The organism is Methylolobus aquaticus (assembly GCF_054172105.1).
In genome coordinates this window covers 99,740-116,463 of the sequence record NZ_JBSYXP010000008.1, presented here as the reverse complement: position 1 = coordinate 116,463, position 16,724 = coordinate 99,740, and the positions used below count along the sequence as shown (strand labels likewise).

Here is a 16,724-nt window from a genome sequence, read left to right as displayed (position 1 = left end):
TCCGGGAGCCTGTCATGACCACCGAAGCACCCCATCCCCCTCTTGCAGATCTCCTGCAGATCGAGCCAGGTCTGAGTGTTCTGCGCCTTGCGGCGCTGTATGCGGGGCCCGATGGCCGGCTCGATGACGAGACGCTGGAGCTGATGTTCGCCCAGGTACAGGCCGGCGTGCTCGCGACCGTCGCTCCACGAGATATCTGGCGGGAACTCGCGGTCGGACTGATGGCACCGAAGCCCTCCAATATGCTGCGCGCATTGTTCGCGTGCAGCGCACTCCACGCCATTCTGCCCGAGGTCGCGACAGTGTTCGGCGTACCGCAGATCGCGGACGATCCGCCGCAAGTCGATATCGGCCAGCACCTGCTGCGGGTGCTGGACCTGGCGGCCGCAGCCGGCGCCCCATTGTCGGTGCGCTTCGCGGCCTTGGTCATGCACACGGGCAAGTCCGACTCGCCGCCGGAGCATCTGCCGGTGCACTACCGCCATGTGGAGCGCGGACAACCGCGCATCGAAGCGCTTTGTGAACGATTCGACATCCCGGACGACTGCCGCGAGCTCGCGCTGCTGGCGCTTGCCGAATGCGAGCGAGTGCACCGCGTAACCGAGACGCGGGCGGGCCCTGTGGCGGTGATGCTGGAGCGTCTGGGAGCTTTCGAGCACCCGGAGCGCTTCGAGCGACTGATGACGCTTTGTGCCTGCGATTACGGCGCCTATCGCGGGCGCACACCGGAGGCGTATCCAAAAGCGGCCGTGCTGCGCATCGCGCTGCAGGCCTGCACCGGCGTCGTTGCAGGCGACGGCTTGGTCGAAGCGCGGGCCGCGGCGATCGCGGCGGCCTTGCGCTCCGAACGCTGGACGAACGCGGATTGCTAGCCATATACCGAAGGTGGGCTCGCGGTCTGGATGGGAGCATACGAGGCGATGACCGACTACATCCCTGAACTCAGCGAACTGCGCATGGTCGCCCGCGCCCCGGAGCATCCGGTGGATTTCGGCGCGGACCGAGACTATATCTTCTCGTGCCTAAGCGATATCGAGAGCCGCTTCGGGCTCGCTGCCTTCCCCGGCCTCGTGCCCGAGAGGATACCGGCCCGCAGGCTGATCAAGCAGTTGATTACCTGGTGGCGCACCCTCGAGCCGGCGGACGAGCGCCAGCGCGACGCGCATGCACGTTTGCCCGGCGTCATTCGGTTGATCGACACCTACTCAGCATTGCTGGGGGAGATGAAGCGGTAGCGACAAGGCAGTCCGCAGACATTCCGCGGAATGCGCGCGCATTGGCATCCCCTCCCCTGCCGCCTTATGACCTGACTTGGTCCACCGCCACCTGAAACCCGCTATGGCAGACCCATGACCAAGGTCTGCGCAAACCGTCCATTCCTTTTTCGATCGCCTTTTCCGGACCAATCGGTCCCCCTTAAGCCTTGGTGATGATCCCAGTTCCGGGTTCGATGGCTGTCCCCCAGTGAGGCGCAGACTTCTCTGAGGCCGTCCGCGATGCAGGGACGGATCCGCACGATGCGCCGTTGTAGACGCTTGACCTCTCACCACCCCCCGAGCAAAGCCAGGACGGCTTTCGCTCGAACCGCCCTCGGGTTCATTCGAAACCAGAACTTAGCCAACGTCATTTTCGGGGGAGTCACCTCCACGATCGACCACCGATCAGTGACCGCAGCGACCTGCTGCACCACCTGATGAGCGAATCGCATTCAAGATTTGAAGCCTTATGTGAGTTCGGTCGCACTTCACCATCTACGTCACGGGGAGAACGACTGACCGCGCCGCCCCTGAACTAGCTTTCAGTCACCAAGCGTCGCAGCGAGTCTCTGAGCCATAGGCTCACACCCGGCGATGCACCTAATACCGAGACGACTGATAAAGCTTACGGAGACGACGATGAAAACCCCCAGCAGAAAATCGAACAAAGCCGCTTCGTCCTTGATACTTCTTGTGAGCGGAATGGCTGTCTCCCAAGCGTCGATCGCCGCCAACTATTATGTCGCTACGTGGGGCAATGACGGCAATCAAGGAACTTTCTCTGCCCCGCTCAAGACGATTTCGAAAGCACAGAACATCGTTAAGCCAGGCGACACGGTTTACGTACGCGGCGGAACCTACGCACAAACCGTGTCATGGAGCAAATCGGGCACCGAAACCGCACCGGTGCAGATCAAAGCCTACCCAGGAGAGCTACCGGTCATAGACGGCGAGAAGAAGTTGGCATCGAACTGGGGCACGATGGTCAATCTGGCCGGAAACTATGTGCATATGGATGGCTTCGAGGTAAAAAACGGACTCGGCCAAGGTGTGGTATTGACAGGGCACCACAACAAGCTCAGCAACTCGAACATCCATGACCATGCCGAACGAGGCGTGCTGGCTGCGGGTGACTATAGCGTTGTCGAATACAATCGGGTTTGGGGCAACGCCTGGTACAACTGCCGGCTCAGCAGTTGCCCGACGACTCGCTATCCCAATGGCGGATGGGGTACCGGACTCAGCGCGGCTCGCGACAAGGTAAACGGGATAACGGAGAACGCTACTCTGCGGGGCAATACAGTATTCAATAATTGGGGCGAGGGGCTTTCTTCATTCGAGGCAGATGGCACCATCCTGGAAGGAAACACGGTATATGACAACTGGGCCCTGAATGTCTACGTCTCAGAATCCACCAATACGCTCGTCACTGGCAATCTGATCTACGTGACGCCGAACAATGCAGTGCAGAAAAACATGATGAATATCGGCCTCTGCGATGAAACCACGGTGCGCGCATCGGCGAACGTGAGCATCGTCAACAACCTGATCATGGGCGGCAGCGCCCATATGAGTTGGTGGGCGGACAAGCGCAACCCTGGCGCCAAGATGTCGAACGTCATGATCGCCAACAATACCTTCGTGCAAGCGAACCTGGCTTCATCGACTTCAAATGCGATCACTTTCCGTAACGCAGCACACGAGAACGTGCGGTTCCTAAACAATATCGTGAAACAGAACGGTACCGGCAATCCGATCGCCGTCGGCACAGGCCAGTTCACGTTTTCCAGCAATCTTTGGTCAGAGAAACCGGTCACCAGGGCCGCCGCCTACGACGATGTCAATGCCGATCCGCAGTTGAGCCAGACGGGATCCACACTGGCCGGTCAATTGAAGGGCGAGTATTTCAAGCTCAAGGCCACGTCACCGGCGATCAGCAAGGCCAGCGTCATCAGCGAAATCCTTGACGACTACTTCGGCGATGCCAGAGACTCGACGCCCGATATCGGCGGCGACGAGCTCTGAGCCAGAGAGATGCCGCTGACGATCTCAGCACACCCAACGCGGGCCATCGTCTCTACCAAGCCTCATCATCAGTCCCCCGTGGTGACCACATCACGGGGGACTTTTCTTTCTACGGCCGCTGCTCTTGTATGAAGCCTTTAGCAAAGAAGGATGCGCCTGCATCGGCACTTCAAACCTTTCCAGGCCGACGATCTCGGCGTGCAGTGCGAATCAGGGTCGCGGCACCTTGTAGGTCTGCCCCTCGAAATCCAGCGTGACAGCCGATTCCTCGATCCGCCGAATCGCCGGACCGTCGTGCAGGCGATCCCCTTCGTGGTACTTGCGTCCGCCGATCACGACGAAGCGGTCTCGCTCAGCCGTCGCGGAGTAGGCGTAGACATTGATCCTCGGTCGTGGAAGGTGGTCATCGACCAACGTACTGGTAACGGGTTCAGCAACTCGCGGCCTCGCACTGCGGCCCGAAGCCACGCTCGGGCTCGTGGATCCAGGGTCGACTCGTCGCAGACGCCCCATAGGATCGCCCTCGGGCACTGGGCCGCGAGCCGTCTCCCCCTCGCCGGGGGGGCTCGGAACCCGACGAGTGCGCTCAGGCGACGCTGCCGTAACCGGCCGATGCGGTGGGGCCGCGGAGCGCGGCGGAGCGGCGGACTCCCGGGGCTTCTTGGGCCTGGGCCCTGCCAACTCCTTGGTCACGGTCTGGGGTTTCGGGGCGGTCGGAGCTGCGGCAAAACCCAAAGGCTCGCCGGCCGGCCCCAACCTGTCGGAGCTCAACGCGGCGGCTGCGGTGCGGGACGCCATGTCCTGCGCCTCAGAACCCGGCGCGGACCCGAGGGTACGGCCAATCGGTTCTTCGCGCTTCAGCGAATAATGCAGCACAAACGCGAGTACACCCAGGTTCAGAATGGCAAAAATGGCCAGCAACACCGAGCGCCAATGCGAGCGGGGCGTATCGGCAGGATAGGCCGCCAGCTGGGCGAGCGGCTGGGCCTCGGCTTCGCGACGCTGTCGCTCCGATTTGCGCAAGGCTTCGAGGATATAGGACATCTGAATAGCCCCTGCTATGGACTCGCTCGGTCACGAAGAGTGGGCATGCCGGACCGCGGTAATGCCGCGGACAGACACGCCTGTGTTTCCGGGCCGATGATCCCGTCCGCCCGAATGCCAAGCGTCCGCTGGAAACGGGTGACCGCCTCGCTCAAGGTCGAATCGAAACGTTCGGGGGGCCCCTCTGGCATGGCGGGAAAGCCGGATGCTGCAAGTTGCTGCCTCAATAGCGGGATACCCGAGTGGGCGGTACCGGGCATGAAGTAGGTCTTCCGCTTCGTCGGCGGCATCCAGAGGACCGTGGACTCGCCGGTCCAAACCGGAAGGAGTTCCGCCAGCGAATAAGTCAGCGCTGCGCCATCCTTTCCCGCCAGGTGTGCATGCTCGCTGTCACCCCCGATCAGCGCGACGAAGCGGCCTTGGCCGTCATTCAGGCGCAGCTTCAGGACGGCGGGAAGGTTCAGGCGCAGCAGCGGCTCCCAACCTCTCCGCAGATGGAGACACCGCAGCCCGGCGTCGACCACGGCCGCGCACGAAATGGCCTCAAAAGGCCGCTGCGGCTGCCATAGCTGCACGACTTGCCCCAGCGCATGGCGTTCCTCCGCAAAGATTGGGTCAGTGGCCCAAACCTGCAATACGGGTGGCCCGGGCCGCGGATTTGCGGGCGTGACCACTGCCGGATTGTCTTTAGGGGGTTCCGAGGCTGCAACTGTCTGCGGTGGAAGTATCGTCTGGGTCGGCGGCGTGGCTGGATCGCCGCGCGCGACGGTAAGCGACACGGAGGGTTCACCGTGACTGCCTGGCCACGGAACCAGTGACGCGACGGCAACCACCACGAACAGGACGCCGGCGAACTTCTGCCACCTCGGCAAACCGGCCTGCGTGGGAATCCGATGCACCTCGCGGGCGGCTTTCCGGACGATCGGAACGTCGACCCGGAGCCGGTCGAGCGTATAGGCGCCGAGCAGGGCGCGGTCGCAGATGACGTTGATGAGCCGTGGGACACCTCCCGACGCACGAAAGATCTCCGCCAATGCCCTCGTGCTGAACAAATCCGCGTTTCCGCCCGCCACCCTCAACCGGTGATGGACATAGCGCTGGGTCTCGGCTTCGTTCAGCGGTCCGAGGTGATAACGCGCCGTGATGCGCTGATCCACCTGCCGCACTTCCCGACGCGCCAGCAGATCGGAAAGTTCGGGCTGCCCGACCAGAATGATTTGCAGCAGCTTCGTGGTCGGCGTCTCCAGATTGGTCAGCAAGCGAATCTGTTCCAGCACATCCGTACTGAGGTGCTGTGCCTCGTCGATGACCGCGACCGTCCTGCGACCCTTGGAGTGGTTTTCCAAAAGAAAGCGATTCAGAGCATCGATCAATACCTTGCAGCTTTCCGTCGCCGGAGGGTAAGGGACATGCAACTCGTCGCACAGTGCCGCCAGCAACTCTACCGCGCCGAGCCGCGGATTCATGATGAACGCCACATCGACGTCGCCACCGAGGTGTTCCAGCAGGGAGTAGCAGAGCGTCGTCTTGCCGGCTCCGACTTCTCCCGAAAGCATCACGAAGCCGCCGCCTTCCCCAAGCCCATACAACAGGTGCGCAAGGGCCTCCTGGTGCTGATGACTCAGATAGAGAAAACGCGGATCCGGATTGATCGCGAAAGGCGCGGCATCGAAGCCGAAATGCTTCAGGTACATGGGGTAGCGTGGGGCTGGCGCGCCGCGACAGCGCAAGAGCGGCCGGTCGGAATCTGACCTCGGAGTGAAGATCGCACAATCAATTACGTCAGGCTAACGGCTAAGCGCAGTCGAATGCAAGCCGACGCGAGTCCGCCGTCATGCGTCGGTACCGGGAGAGGCGGGCCAGAGCCGGCGCCACCACGCGAACGAGCCGATGCGTCGGTTATCATTACGGGTCTTCGTGTGATGGCACCATGCCGGAGTGAGTCGTCGATGATGGAGTGTATCGGTCAACAGAGCAGGTTTGGAGTTTTGGCATTGGGGCTCATGCTCGGTGCTTGCAGTCCGGTGCGCCCGCCGGAACCTGTTGCGGCCCAGCCTGTGGTCGCGCCGCCGTCGCGGCTGCCGCCTGTGCGGGCCGAATACCGTCCGCAGTCGCTGGCCCCGATGCTGGATCGCATCGTACCCGGCGTCGTCAATATCTCGACGACCTCCCGCGTGCGACTTGAGGTCAATCCCCTGTTCAACGATCCGTTCTTTCGGCGGTTCTTCGGTCGCCCACAAATGCCGCGCGAACAACAGCGGCAAAGCCTGGGTTCGGGCGTCGTGATCGACGCCGCCCGTGGCTACATCCTGACCAACCACCATGTCGTCGCCAATGCCGATCAGGTAACGGTGACGTTGATGGACGAGCGCCAGTTCGAGGCAAAGCTTGTCGGCAGCGATGCCGACACCGACATCGCCGTGATCAAGATCACGCCCGATCGACTGGTGTCCGTTCCGCTGGGGAATTCCGATACGCTGCGCGTCGGCGATTTCGTCGTCGCGATCGGCAATCCCTTCGGCCTGGGCCAGACGGTGACATCCGGCATCGTCAGCGCCTTGGGCCGATCTGGCCTCGGTATCGAGGGGTACGAGAACTTCATTCAGACCGACGCTTCGGTCAATCCGGGGAACTCCGGGGGCGCCCTGGTCGACCTGGACGGACGACTCGTCGGCATCAACACCGCAATCGTGGGGCCGAGCGGCGGCAACGTCGGCATCAGCTTCGCGATCCCGAGCAACATGGCGCGCGACATCATGGAACAGTTGATCGGGTCCGGAAAGGTCCGCCGCGGTCAGCTTGGGGTTTCGGTGCAGGATCTCACCCCGGAGCTCGCTCGAAGCTTCGGCCTCAAGCGGACGGCCGGAGCCGTCGTCGCGCAAATTGCACCGGACTCGCCGGCAGCCAGTGCAGGACTCCTGGTCGGAGACATCATCATCGCCGTGAACGGGAAATCCGTCACCAATGCGAGCAGCCTGCGCAGCGCGGTCGGCCTGACTCCGCCCGGTCAGGAAATCGACCTGGAAATCTTGCGGAACGGTGCTTCCAAGACTCTCAGCGTCGCTATCGGCGCACGCTGAAGATCCCTATCCGGCCCGCCCGCACGCCCTGCTGCTTACGATAGCACCGTCAATACCGGGCGGCCCTCGGGCCGCCACCGGGCCGGTCCGACATTCCTGGAACACACTCAGTGGCCCTACCTTTCGCCAGCCAGCATACAACTTCGTTCCCCGCTGCCCTGGAACAGTTGGGTATCTCGGTGCTCGTCTCCACCTATCAGGCCGGACAGCTGATCATCCTCCGCGCACAGGGCGGGGTTCTGAATACGCACTTCTGCGGACTCGAGCGGCCGATGGGCCTCGCCGCCGACGGCGGGCGTCTGGCGGTCGGCACGGGTTACCAGCTGATCGAATACCGGGATGTGCCCGCAGTCGCGGAGAAACTGCCGGATGCCGAGCAGCATGATGCCTGTTACCTGCCACGCCAGATCCACGTCACCGGCGACATCGACATCCACGAAATGGCCTATGCGGCCGACGGCGAGCTCTGGCTGGTGAACACCCGCATGTCCTGCCTGTGCACGCGTGATCCCGCTTACAGCATTCGCCCGCGCTGGCGCCCACCGTTCGTGACCGGCTACGATCTGACCGACCGCTGCCACCTGAACGGACTCGCACTCAAGGACGGGCAGCCGGCTTTCGCGACCGCTCTCGGGCGCTCGGACCAGGCGGCCGGTTGGCGCGCCGACAAGGCTCGCGGCGGAGTTCTGATGGGCATTCCTGCCGGCCGGATCGTTGCCGAGGGCTTGTCGATGCCGCATTCGCCCCGCTGGCATCATGGCCGCTTGTGGGTATTGGAATCGGGCGCCGGCACCCTGGTGACCGTCGATCCGTCGAACGGGAAAAAAACCGTGGTCGCCGAAGTACCGGGCTTCACGCGCGGTCTCGATTTCGTCGGCCGTTTCGCCTTCGTCGGCTTGTCGCAGGTGCGCGAAACGGCGGTATTCGCCGGCCTGCCGCTGACGGCGCGGGTTGCCGAGCGCCAGAGCGGGGTCTGGGTCGTCGACACCGCCACGGGGACGACCGTCGCGTTCGTCATGTTTACGGGCTCGGTGCAGGAAGTCTTTGCGGTTCAGGTCATGCCGCACCGCTACCCCGCGGTACTCGACACGCATGACGATCTGCTGCGCTCCTCCTACGCGCTGCCGGACGAGGCACTGGCGGATATTGTGCCGCCAGACCCTGTGCTTTCAGCCATCGCACAGGCCGCCCAGGCGCATAGGACCGGCCATCCCGCGGCGGCGGCGTCAATCTTGGAGGCGATCCAGGCCGACCAGCCGGAGCAGACGGGAGCCCGCTACGAGTTGGCCAAGGTCCATATGGACTGCGAGTCCTGGCACGAGGCGGAGCGCGAGCTGACACGCCTCGTCAGGGACGAGCCCAGCCATGCCGATGCCCACCATCAACTGGCGCTATGCCACGCGGCCCAGGGGCGCTGGGTCCAGGCACTCCAAGGCGCCGAAGCGTCGCTGGCCGCCGACGGTCAGTTCGCTGCGGCACATGTCACTCGCGGTGTCGTGCTGCTGTCCGAGGGGCGTTATGACGAGGGTTGGGCCGAGTGGGAGTGGCGGCGCGAACTGCCCGACGTTATCCGCTTTGCCTGCCCCCAACCGCTATGGACGGGCGCACCGATCAATGACCAGGTGCTATTGGTCCATACCGAAGGCAGCCTGCTTGACGTCGTGCAATTCGCCCGGTTCCTGCCGCTTGCGGCTCGCCGCTGCCGCCGGCTGATCGTTTCGTGCAGCGAGGAACAGCGTCCACTGCTGGCCACGCTCGAGGGCGTCGCGGAAGCCCGCATCCCGGACGCGATAGCGCTTGATCGGTTCGATGTCTACTGCTCGCTGCTGAGTCTGCCGTGTTTCCTGGGCATCACGCGGGTGGATCTCCCCTCTACAGTGCCTTACCTGTCGCTTGCGGACATCTCGGCACGACCGGCACCTCTTCCCGGCAAGGGCCAGCGACGCGTCGGCCTGTGCTGGAGCGGCTGCGACCGCGGCGGGCCGGCGCTGGCGGCGTTTTCAGCTCTGCTGGAAGACCAAGGCACCCGGTTCTTCTCGTTGCAGGACAAACCCTCCCGCGAAGATGCGGCATGGTTGGAAAGCCGCGGCATCGTCGACCTGGAGCCCGAGATGGCGACCCCCGCCCGGACCGCCGCGTTGGTCGATCAGCTCGATGGCGTGATCGGTGTCGACTCCCTGCCGATCCACCTGGCCGGCGCGCTGGGCAAACCCGCCTGGGTACTGATCGGACCGTATCACCATTGGCGATGGCTGCGACACGAACCTGCGAGCCCTTGGTATCCGAGCGTCCGAATACAGCGCCGCGGAAAGGCGGAAAGCTGGGAGCAGGTCATCGCCCGCCTCGCACCGGAGGTGGGTGGACATCCGACCGGCGCCTATCCCTGAGCCGGTCAAGCTGGCCGGCCGAGTTCCACGCTGCCATCGCTCGGGGCCAAGCAAAGGCGTGCTATGCGATTCCCGAGCCTCCGCTTCAACCCTGGCCGACCATTCTCGGTTTCTCGCCTCGCAGATAACCCAGCCACATCGCCTCGTATAAATCCTCGAGGTCACGCGTGTAGCTCACCACATCGAAGAGGGGAGTCGTGAGCCGATTGGCAGCCAGCCTCGCCTTGACGCCGCTGAATCGCTCCGGATCCGTCGCCAGGTCCAAGGCCAGCTGATAGTACCCGTCCAGGTCAGCGACGATCAGTTCCTCCATATCGATGGCTCGCAGCACGCTCCCTGCCACACGCGAGGGGAACGTATCCCCGGCGCAGGTTAGGATGGGCACCCCCACCCACAATGCATCACTGGCCGTGGTGTGAGCGTTGTAGGGAAGTGTGTCCAACACCAGATCCGCCAACTGCAGGCGGCCAAGGTGGTCCACCTGTCCCATATCATCGGCGAAGATAATGCGCTCGGCGGTTATCCCCCGCTGGAACGCCTCCCGTCGAAGATTGCCCTCGGCCAGCGGATCTCGGAGGAGCCAGAGCACGCTGCCGGGAACATCGATCAGCAGCCGGCACCAAAGGTCAAATATTTCCGGTGTGATCTTGTAGGTTTGAGAAAAACTGCAAAACACGAAGTCGCCCTCCGGTAGGCCGGCCTCCAAGCGCGTCGGTCGCGCGCCGACGGGACAGTGTCGTCCGTGTGGCTGGTAGGTTCCCGGCAAATAGGCGAAGGCTTCGCTGTAGTCCGCGGCGGTTTCCGGCGGCGTCAGGAAGCGATCCGTAATGAGGTAATCGCAGATATCGCCGCCCAGCGTGCCGGGGTAGCCAAGGTAGTTCACCTGGATCGGCGCCGGCCGGTAGGTCAGAATCGCGGTACGAGTCGCCGCGGTATAGCCCTTCAGATCGATCAGGATGTCCACCTGGTCACCATGAATCGTGGCGGCGGCCTCAGCGGTCGATAGCGCCTCGATGTCGATGAAGCGGTCGAAAGTGCGCTCCAGACGGCGGCGCATGGCTTTGCCATCGCTCGCACCGTAGGAATAGGCCAGGACATCAAAACGCTGCCGATCGTGCGCTTCCAGCATCTCCGCCATCAGCAGGGCGGTGGCATGTTCGTGAAAATCGCATGACAGATAGCCCACCCGTATCTTCGGCTTGGCCTGCATGGCGAAGGTGAATGCCGAGGCGGATCGATGCAAGGCGGAGGCGGCTATCCGCTGCTTCATCCAGAGTTCGGAGCACTGCCGCTGCTCGTTCGCGGTAATGCCAGGTATCGACAGCGCAAGAAACGGTGCGAGCTTGCCCTCTTCGCCCTTGGCGATCACCGAGCGGACCTGCGCGCGCCATTCATCCACCCTCTCCCATTCGCACATTTGCTGAGCGAGGCTGAGTCGTTTCATGTCATGGCTGCCATGGTTTGGACGAACCGCGTGAAGGACACGCAAGGCTTGCGCCCCCCGCGCTCAGGCGCGGCCGGGCATGCAAGGCTTACGTGGGCAGCGATGCGTCCGGAAGCGTGGCCGCATCGATAGCAGAAAGCAATACTCGGACCATAAGGGAAGCAGATCACGGAGGAAGGGCACGGCGCCCCAGAGAGCTCTGCCGAGGAGAGGCGCAAGTGACGCGGCCCGCGGGTTCCATCAGTTGCCACAAGACCGCTGCGATCGAACCGCTGGTTCGGAGGACGGCGGAGTTCGACTGCGGGCGCGGCCGGGGACGGAGTCGCGCCTAAACCTTTTGGGATCCTGATCGCGGCATCTTGGCCAGATAGCGATCCAGCTGTGCGGCAAACGCTTTCCGGTCGCCGTTGCCGAGCGGTGGCGGTCCGCCGGTCGAAACACCGGTGTTCCGCAATTCCTCCATGAAATTCCGCAGCGCGAGCCGCTCGCGGATGTTTTCCCTTGTGTAGAGCTCGCCCCTGGGGTTCAGCGCTTGGGCACCGCGCTCGATCACCCGGGCCGCCAGCGGAATGTCCGCGGTGATCACGAGATCGTTCGGTTCGACGTCGTCGACGATGCGGGTGTCGGCAACGTCGAAGCCGCCGGGCACCCTGATCGCCCGTATCCACGGCGAGGGCGGGGGCCGCAGCGCCCGGTTGGCCACCAGGCACAGCGGCACCGGCGCCCGATTCGCGGCCCGGTACAGGATTTCGCAGATGACCGCGGGGCAGCCGTCCGCATCGACCCAGATAGTCATCCCCGGCCGCGCGTGCTGCCCGGCTTTGGTGCAGTAAACAGTGACGCAGGCTGCCCATCCCGACGCGGACCACCCGGTCGGGCCTGACCGGCGGCATTGTTGCCATTGCCGCGGCGCGGTGCAGACCGCCTCGGGGAACGGCTGTCACGACCGGCCGTGTCGCCCGCGGTCGAACGCGCCGGTCCCGAACCCCGGCGTGCGTCGCGACCGCCCGTATCGCGCGACGAGTTCTCGACGATGCGGACCGGAGGCACGAAGCCCTCGACATCGACGCGGGTAATCTCGCGTCGAATCAGCCGCTCGATGCCTTTCAGCAGCTTGATCTCCTCGGAGTCGACCAGCGACACGGCGGCTCCGCTACTGCCTGCGCGGCCGGTGCGGCCGATGCGGTGCACATAGTCCTCCGGAACATGGGGCAGTTCGAAGTTCACGACCCTGGGCAACTGGTCGATATCCAGACCCCGCGCCGCGATATCGGTCGCCACGAGCACCGGCAGACTGCCGTCCTTGAAGCCCGCGAGTGCCTGGGTGCGCGCCGACTGGCTCTTATTGCCGTGAATCGCCGCGGCCGCAATGCCATCCCGGATGAGCTTTTCGGCCAGCCGGTTGGCACCGTGCTTGGTCCGTGTGAACACGAGCACCTGCCGCCAGTCGTTGTGCCGGATCAGATGCGAAAGAAGGTCGCGTTTGTGATTCTGTTCGACCAGATGGACCGACTGTTCCACCAGATCGGACGTCGCATTGCGGGGCGCGACGTCGACCGAGCCGGGTTTGTGCAAAAGACTGTCGGCCAGCGCACGTATCTCATTCGAGAAGGTCGCGGAGAACAAAAGATTCTGCCGGTGTTTTGGCAGCAGGGCCAAAATCTTGCGGATGTCCCGAATGAAGCCCATGTCGAGCATCCGGTCCGCTTCGTCCAGCACCAGGATTTCGACCCCGGACAGATCCAGCGTCCGCTGACCGTAGTGATCGAGCAAACGTCCGGGCGTGGCGACCAGAATGTCCACCGGGCGTCGCAAACGATCGATCTGCGGCTTGATGTTGACGCCACCGAACATCACCATAGAATCGAGCGTGAGATAGCGCCCGTAGGTTCGAACCGATTCCTCGACCTGAGCGGCCAACTCGCGGGTCGGCGTCAGCACGAGACAGCGTGGCCGGCCGGGTACGCGGCGCGGCGCGGTGTTCGCCGATAAACGCTGGAGTATCGGCAGGGTAAAGCCGGCCGTTTTTCCGGTGCCGGTCTGAGCGCCTGCCAGCAAATCCCCGCCGGCCAGCACCAAGGGTATCGCCTTGAGTTGCACGGGAGTGGGCTGCGTGTAACCGGCATCGGAAACGGCACGCAAAAGGGGTTCGACCAGCCCGAGGCTGGCAAAGTCATTCACGGAAGTAATGGGAAAGCTCCTGCGACGGCCCGTCGCTCACAGAACAGCGACGCCAATCGAGGCAGACGGAAAGTCGATCGGTACGATCGGAGTAAAAAGGGAAACTGAGACGCTGATTGGCAGAACGCCTCGGCTCCGCGGATTATACGCAGTTGGCTCGCCAATGCGAGCGAAATGACTTTGGGTTGATCCGCGGAAGCCGATCAGCCACGAACCCTCAACCACAGCATCGCAAAGGTTAGGTAACCCATGGCCAAGAAAGACACCCGATCCACCGGCAGCAAACTCGACCAGGTCGTAGCCGAGGCACGTCGCGCGCGCGACGAGCGCGAGAAGGGTTATCGCGAACAGGCACTCAAGCTGTATCCGTGGATCTGCGGGCGCTGTGGTCGGGAGTTTGGGCTACGTAACCTGCAGGAACTGACCGTCCACCACAAGAACCACAACCACGACGACAATCCCAGCGACGGCAGCAACTGGGAATTGCTGTGTCTGTACTGCCACGATGAGGAGCATGCCCGACAGGTGCGCCTCAACAAGACTGCCGCCGCAGGCCCTGAGAACCAGGGCTCGACGTTCAAGGCCTTTGCGGGCCTCGAATCCTTGCTGAAAAATCCAAAAGGTGAATAACGCGAGCGGAACCACCGTTCACTTTCCGCATCGTTTCGGCAGCCGCACCGACACCAGCCCCAGCGAGAGTCGCTAGGTTCCCCGCAGTCATGCTGCTAAAGTGGGACGGATGGACGTGCATCCCTTTTCGAGTCTGACGCCTGACTGCGTGCTGAACGCACTCGACAGTGTCGGCTTCCACACGGATGGTAGGCTGTTGGCGCTCAACAGCTACGAGAACCGCGTCTATCAGGTCGGCCTCGATGAGGCCGCCCCGGTGGTCGCGAAATTCTATCGGCCGGAGCGCTGGAGCGACGAAGCCATTCTGGAAGAACATCGATTCACACAAGAGCTGGCGGATGCGGAGTTGCCGGCCGTACCGCCACTCGCCACGACGGACGGCGCAACGCTCCACCGCTTCGAAGGCTTTCGTTTTGCGGTGTTTCCGCGTCAGGGGGGTCACGCGCCGGAACTCGATGCGCCGGGTACGCTGCAACGCCTGGGACGACTGCTCGGCCGCATCCACGCGGTGGGCACGCTGCGCCGTTTTCGTCACCGGCCCAGTCTCGATATCGCCACCTTCGGCGTGCAGGCTCGGGAGTATCTGTTGGAACAGCAGGCGCTGCCGGCAGACCTGTCGGCCAGCTATGCTCAGTCGGCCGCGATGGCTCTGGACGGCGTGCGGCGGTGCTACGACCGGGCAGGCGACGTCCGCCCGGTCCGCCTGCACGGCGACTGCCATGTCGGCAATATTCTGTGGACGGACGATGGCCCGCACTTCGTGGACTTCGACGACATACGCAGCGGCCCGGCCGTTCAGGATCTCTGGATGCTGCTCTCCGGCGACCGGATAACCATGACATTGCAACTCGGACAGGTCATTGCCGGGTATCGCGACTTTTTCGACTTCGATCCCCGTGAGTTGCACCTGATCGAAGCGCTCCGAACGCTGCGCATGATCCACTACGCGTGCTGGCTGGCCCAGCGCTGGAGCGACCCGGCCTTCCCGCAGGCCTTCCCGTGGTTCGGCACACCGCGGTACTGGCAGGAGCGCATCCTGGAACTGCGTGAACAAATCGCCGTGCTGGACGAGCCCCCACTGGTCCTGGCCGCATGAGTACCTGACCGCCAACGGTGCGGGGATACGAGGACTGATCTAGACTCTGCGATGACTCGGCCGATCGCGCATCTGACCCGGCGCCGGAACGTGGCCTCCCGAAGTCACCATCAAGCCCCAAGACACCATACGAGGAACGGATCGTGAGCGCAGTCAGTGTCGATGAGATCATGCAGCGAGCCACGGCCGCCGCAGGTATCTTCAGCCAGTACGACCAACAGCAGACCGACCGGATCGTCGAGTCCGTTTACCGCGCCGGCTTTGCCGCCCGGGTCAGACTGGCCCGGTTCGCCCAGGAGGAAACCGGTATCGGCCGCTGGGACCACAAGGTCATCAAGAACGTCGTCGCGACCCAATTCGTCTACGAAGACATCCGCGATCTGAAGACCGTCGGCGTGATCCGCGAGGATACGGACAGCGGCATCCTGGAGATCGCCCAGCCGGTCGGGCCGATACTCGCCATCATCCCGGCGACGAATCCCACCTCCACGGTGATGTTCAAAGTGCTGAGCGCCCTGAAGACGCGCAATCCGGTCATCGTGAGCCCGTCGCGCCGCGCCACGGCATGCACGGTCGAGGCCGCCCGGATCTGTTACGAAGCGGCCCTGGACGCGGGAGCTCCCGAGGACTGCGTGCAGTGGTTGGCGGACGTCTCGCGCGAACAGACGCAGGCATTGATGGCACATCCGGGACTGGCACTGATCCTCGCGACCGGCGCCACCGGTCTCGTGCATTCCGCCTACAGTTCGGGCACCCCGACGCTCGGCGTAGGCCCCGGGAATGTGCCGGTGTTCATCGACCGCAGCGCCGATGTCCCATTTGCTGTCAACGAAATCTGCGCATCGAAGCTGTTCGACAACGGCACGATCTGCGCCAGCGAACAGGCAATCGTCGTCGAAAGGGCGCTGGCCGACGATGTCATGGCCGCCTTCCGCCAACACGGTGCCTATTTCCTGAATCCAGCCGAAAGCCGGCAGCTCGAAGCCCTCGTCCTCGACGCCTCGGGACACATGAGTGCGGACATCGTCGGCCGCCCTGCGACCGACATCGCGCAGCGGGCCGGCCTTGCCGTCCCGCCGGACACGACCCTGCTGATCGCACCGCTGGATGGCGTCGGCGATGACTATCCCCTGTCACGGGAGATCTTGGCACCGATCCTGGCGTTCTATGCCGTCGAGGGCTTCGACCACGCAGTCAACGTCTGCATCGACCTGAACTTCTATGGTGGCATCGGTCATACGGTCAGCCTGTTCTGCAACGACGAGGCCCGCATCACGGCGTTCGCGTCCCTGATGAACGCCGGGCGCATCGTGGTCAACATGCCGTCGGCACAGGGCGCCGTGGGCCGTATGTACAATAGCCTGAGTCCGTCGCTGACGCTGGGCTGCGGCACAGGCGGCAAGAACATCACCACCGACAACGTCACGGCGCGCCATTTGATCAATATCCAGCGGGTCACACGCCGCCGCGAAGATCGTCGTTTCGCACGCTTCGATCTTTCGCTTTACCTCGACGAAGGCGTGGATGCAGACGCAATCCACGAAGCCTTCAACCGCAACTATTGAACGCGAAGGGACCGGG

General features: G+C 63.5%; 13 protein-coding genes. 8 read left to right on the top strand and 5 right to left on the bottom strand.

Annotation, left to right across the window (positions count from 1 at the left end; all coding sequences use genetic code 11):
- Positions 1-14 precede the first annotated feature (14 nt).
- The 3 genes from ACW73L_RS12450 to ACW73L_RS12440 all read left to right on the top strand — a co-directional run bounded on the left by ACW73L_RS12450 (position 15) and on the right by ACW73L_RS12440 (position 3,281).
- Positions 15-872, top strand: coding sequence for a tRNA nucleotidyltransferase (locus ACW73L_RS12450; protein WP_498922398.1), 858 nt, complete (start codon positions 15-17; stop codon positions 870-872).
- A 48-nt stretch (positions 873-920) separates the two neighbouring features.
- Entirely contained in the window at positions 921-1,235 is a 315-nt protein-coding gene (locus ACW73L_RS12445) for a hypothetical protein (protein WP_498922397.1), read from the top strand.
- 660 nt (positions 1,236-1,895) lie between these two features.
- A complete protein-coding gene (locus ACW73L_RS12440) occupies positions 1,896-3,281 on the top strand; it encodes a right-handed parallel beta-helix repeat-containing protein (protein ID WP_498922395.1) in 1,386 nt (461 codons plus the stop codon).
- A 210-nt stretch (positions 3,282-3,491) separates the two neighbouring features.
- On the opposite strand, the gene ACW73L_RS12435 is transcribed toward ACW73L_RS12440, so the two are convergent.
- Both ACW73L_RS12435 and ACW73L_RS12430 read right to left on the bottom strand, forming a co-directional pair.
- Complete coding sequence (locus ACW73L_RS12435; protein WP_498922394.1) at positions 3,492-4,325, bottom strand: general secretion pathway protein GspB; 834 nt, start codon at positions 4,323-4,325, stop codon at positions 3,492-3,494.
- 14 nt (positions 4,326-4,339) lie between these two features.
- Positions 4,340-6,019 (bottom strand): ExeA family protein, encoded by a 1,680-nt coding sequence (locus tag ACW73L_RS12430; RefSeq protein ID WP_498922393.1) that lies wholly within the window; start codon positions 6,017-6,019, stop codon positions 4,340-4,342.
- 393 nt (positions 6,020-6,412) lie between these two features.
- Here ACW73L_RS12430 and ACW73L_RS12425 point away from each other — a divergent pair, with 393 nt between their 5' ends.
- Together ACW73L_RS12425 and ACW73L_RS12420 are read left to right on the top strand one after the other, a co-directional pair.
- Positions 6,413-7,405: a Do family serine endopeptidase gene (locus ACW73L_RS12425; RefSeq protein ID WP_498922392.1), complete on the top strand. Its 993-nt coding sequence runs from the start codon at positions 6,413-6,415 to the stop codon at positions 7,403-7,405.
- 110 nt (positions 7,406-7,515) lie between these two features.
- The gene (locus tag ACW73L_RS12420; protein WP_498922391.1) at positions 7,516-9,792 is read left to right on the top strand and encodes a TIGR03032 family protein; all 2,277 of its coding nucleotides are present in this window, start codon (positions 7,516-7,518) and stop codon (positions 9,790-9,792) included.
- Between the two features lie 85 nt (positions 9,793-9,877).
- Here the strand turns inward: ACW73L_RS12420 and ACW73L_RS12415 are convergent, their stop codons facing one another.
- The 3 genes from ACW73L_RS12415 to ACW73L_RS12405 all read right to left on the bottom strand — a co-directional run bounded on the left by ACW73L_RS12415 (position 9,878) and on the right by ACW73L_RS12405 (position 13,417).
- Positions 9,878-11,236, bottom strand: coding sequence for an O-linked N-acetylglucosamine transferase, SPINDLY family protein (locus ACW73L_RS12415; RefSeq protein WP_498922390.1), 1,359 nt, complete (start codon positions 11,234-11,236; stop codon positions 9,878-9,880).
- Positions 11,237-11,564: 328 nt separating this feature from the next.
- Entirely contained in the window at positions 11,565-12,032 is a 468-nt protein-coding gene (locus ACW73L_RS12410) for a YaiI/YqxD family protein (RefSeq protein ID WP_498922389.1), read from the bottom strand.
- Positions 12,029-13,417 (bottom strand): DEAD/DEAH box helicase, encoded by a 1,389-nt coding sequence (locus tag ACW73L_RS12405; RefSeq protein ID WP_498922388.1) that lies wholly within the window; start codon positions 13,415-13,417, stop codon positions 12,029-12,031. The genes ACW73L_RS12410 and ACW73L_RS12405 overlap by 4 nt, the downstream gene beginning before the upstream one ends.
- A 249-nt stretch (positions 13,418-13,666) precedes the next feature.
- Between ACW73L_RS12405 and ACW73L_RS12400 the strand changes: the two genes are divergently transcribed.
- The 3 genes from ACW73L_RS12400 to ACW73L_RS12390 all read left to right on the top strand — a co-directional run bounded on the left by ACW73L_RS12400 (position 13,667) and on the right by ACW73L_RS12390 (position 16,708).
- Positions 13,667-14,047, top strand: coding sequence for a YajD family HNH nuclease (locus ACW73L_RS12400; RefSeq protein ID WP_498922386.1), 381 nt, complete (start codon positions 13,667-13,669; stop codon positions 14,045-14,047).
- Between the two features lie 109 nt (positions 14,048-14,156).
- The gene (locus ACW73L_RS12395) at positions 14,157-15,143 is read left to right on the top strand and encodes a serine/threonine protein kinase (RefSeq protein ID WP_498922384.1); all 987 of its coding nucleotides are present in this window, start codon (positions 14,157-14,159) and stop codon (positions 15,141-15,143) included.
- A 143-nt stretch (positions 15,144-15,286) separates the two neighbouring features.
- A complete protein-coding gene (locus ACW73L_RS12390) occupies positions 15,287-16,708 on the top strand; it encodes an aldehyde dehydrogenase family protein (RefSeq protein ID WP_498922382.1) in 1,422 nt (473 codons plus the stop codon).
- Positions 16,709-16,724: the final 16 nt, after the last annotated feature.

Bases quoted from the DNA above. Each gene is read 5' to 3' on its own strand.
- ACW73L_RS12450 (WP_498922398.1), top strand. From the start codon at position 15: ATGACCACCGAAGCACCCCATCCCCCTCTTGCAGATCTCCTGCAGATC.
- ACW73L_RS12445 (WP_498922397.1), top strand. From the start codon at position 921: ATGACCGACTACATCCCTGAACTCAGCGAACTGCGCATGGTCGCCCGC.
- ACW73L_RS12440 (WP_498922395.1), top strand. From the start codon at position 1,896: ATGAAAACCCCCAGCAGAAAATCGAACAAAGCCGCTTCGTCCTTGATA.
- ACW73L_RS12435 (WP_498922394.1), bottom strand. From the start codon at position 4,325: ATGTCCTATATCCTCGAAGCCTTGCGCAAATCGGAGCGACAGCGTCGC.
- ACW73L_RS12430 (WP_498922393.1), bottom strand. From the start codon at position 6,019: ATGTACCTGAAGCATTTCGGCTTCGATGCCGCGCCTTTCGCGATCAAT.
- ACW73L_RS12415 (WP_498922390.1), bottom strand. From the start codon at position 11,236: ATGAAACGACTCAGCCTCGCTCAGCAAATGTGCGAATGGGAGAGGGTG.
- ACW73L_RS12410 (WP_498922389.1), bottom strand. From the start codon at position 12,032: ATGACTATCTGGGTCGATGCGGACGGCTGCCCCGCGGTCATCTGCGAA.
- ACW73L_RS12400 (WP_498922386.1), top strand. From the start codon at position 13,667: ATGGCCAAGAAAGACACCCGATCCACCGGCAGCAAACTCGACCAGGTC.
- ACW73L_RS12395 (WP_498922384.1), top strand. From the start codon at position 14,157: ATGGACGTGCATCCCTTTTCGAGTCTGACGCCTGACTGCGTGCTGAAC.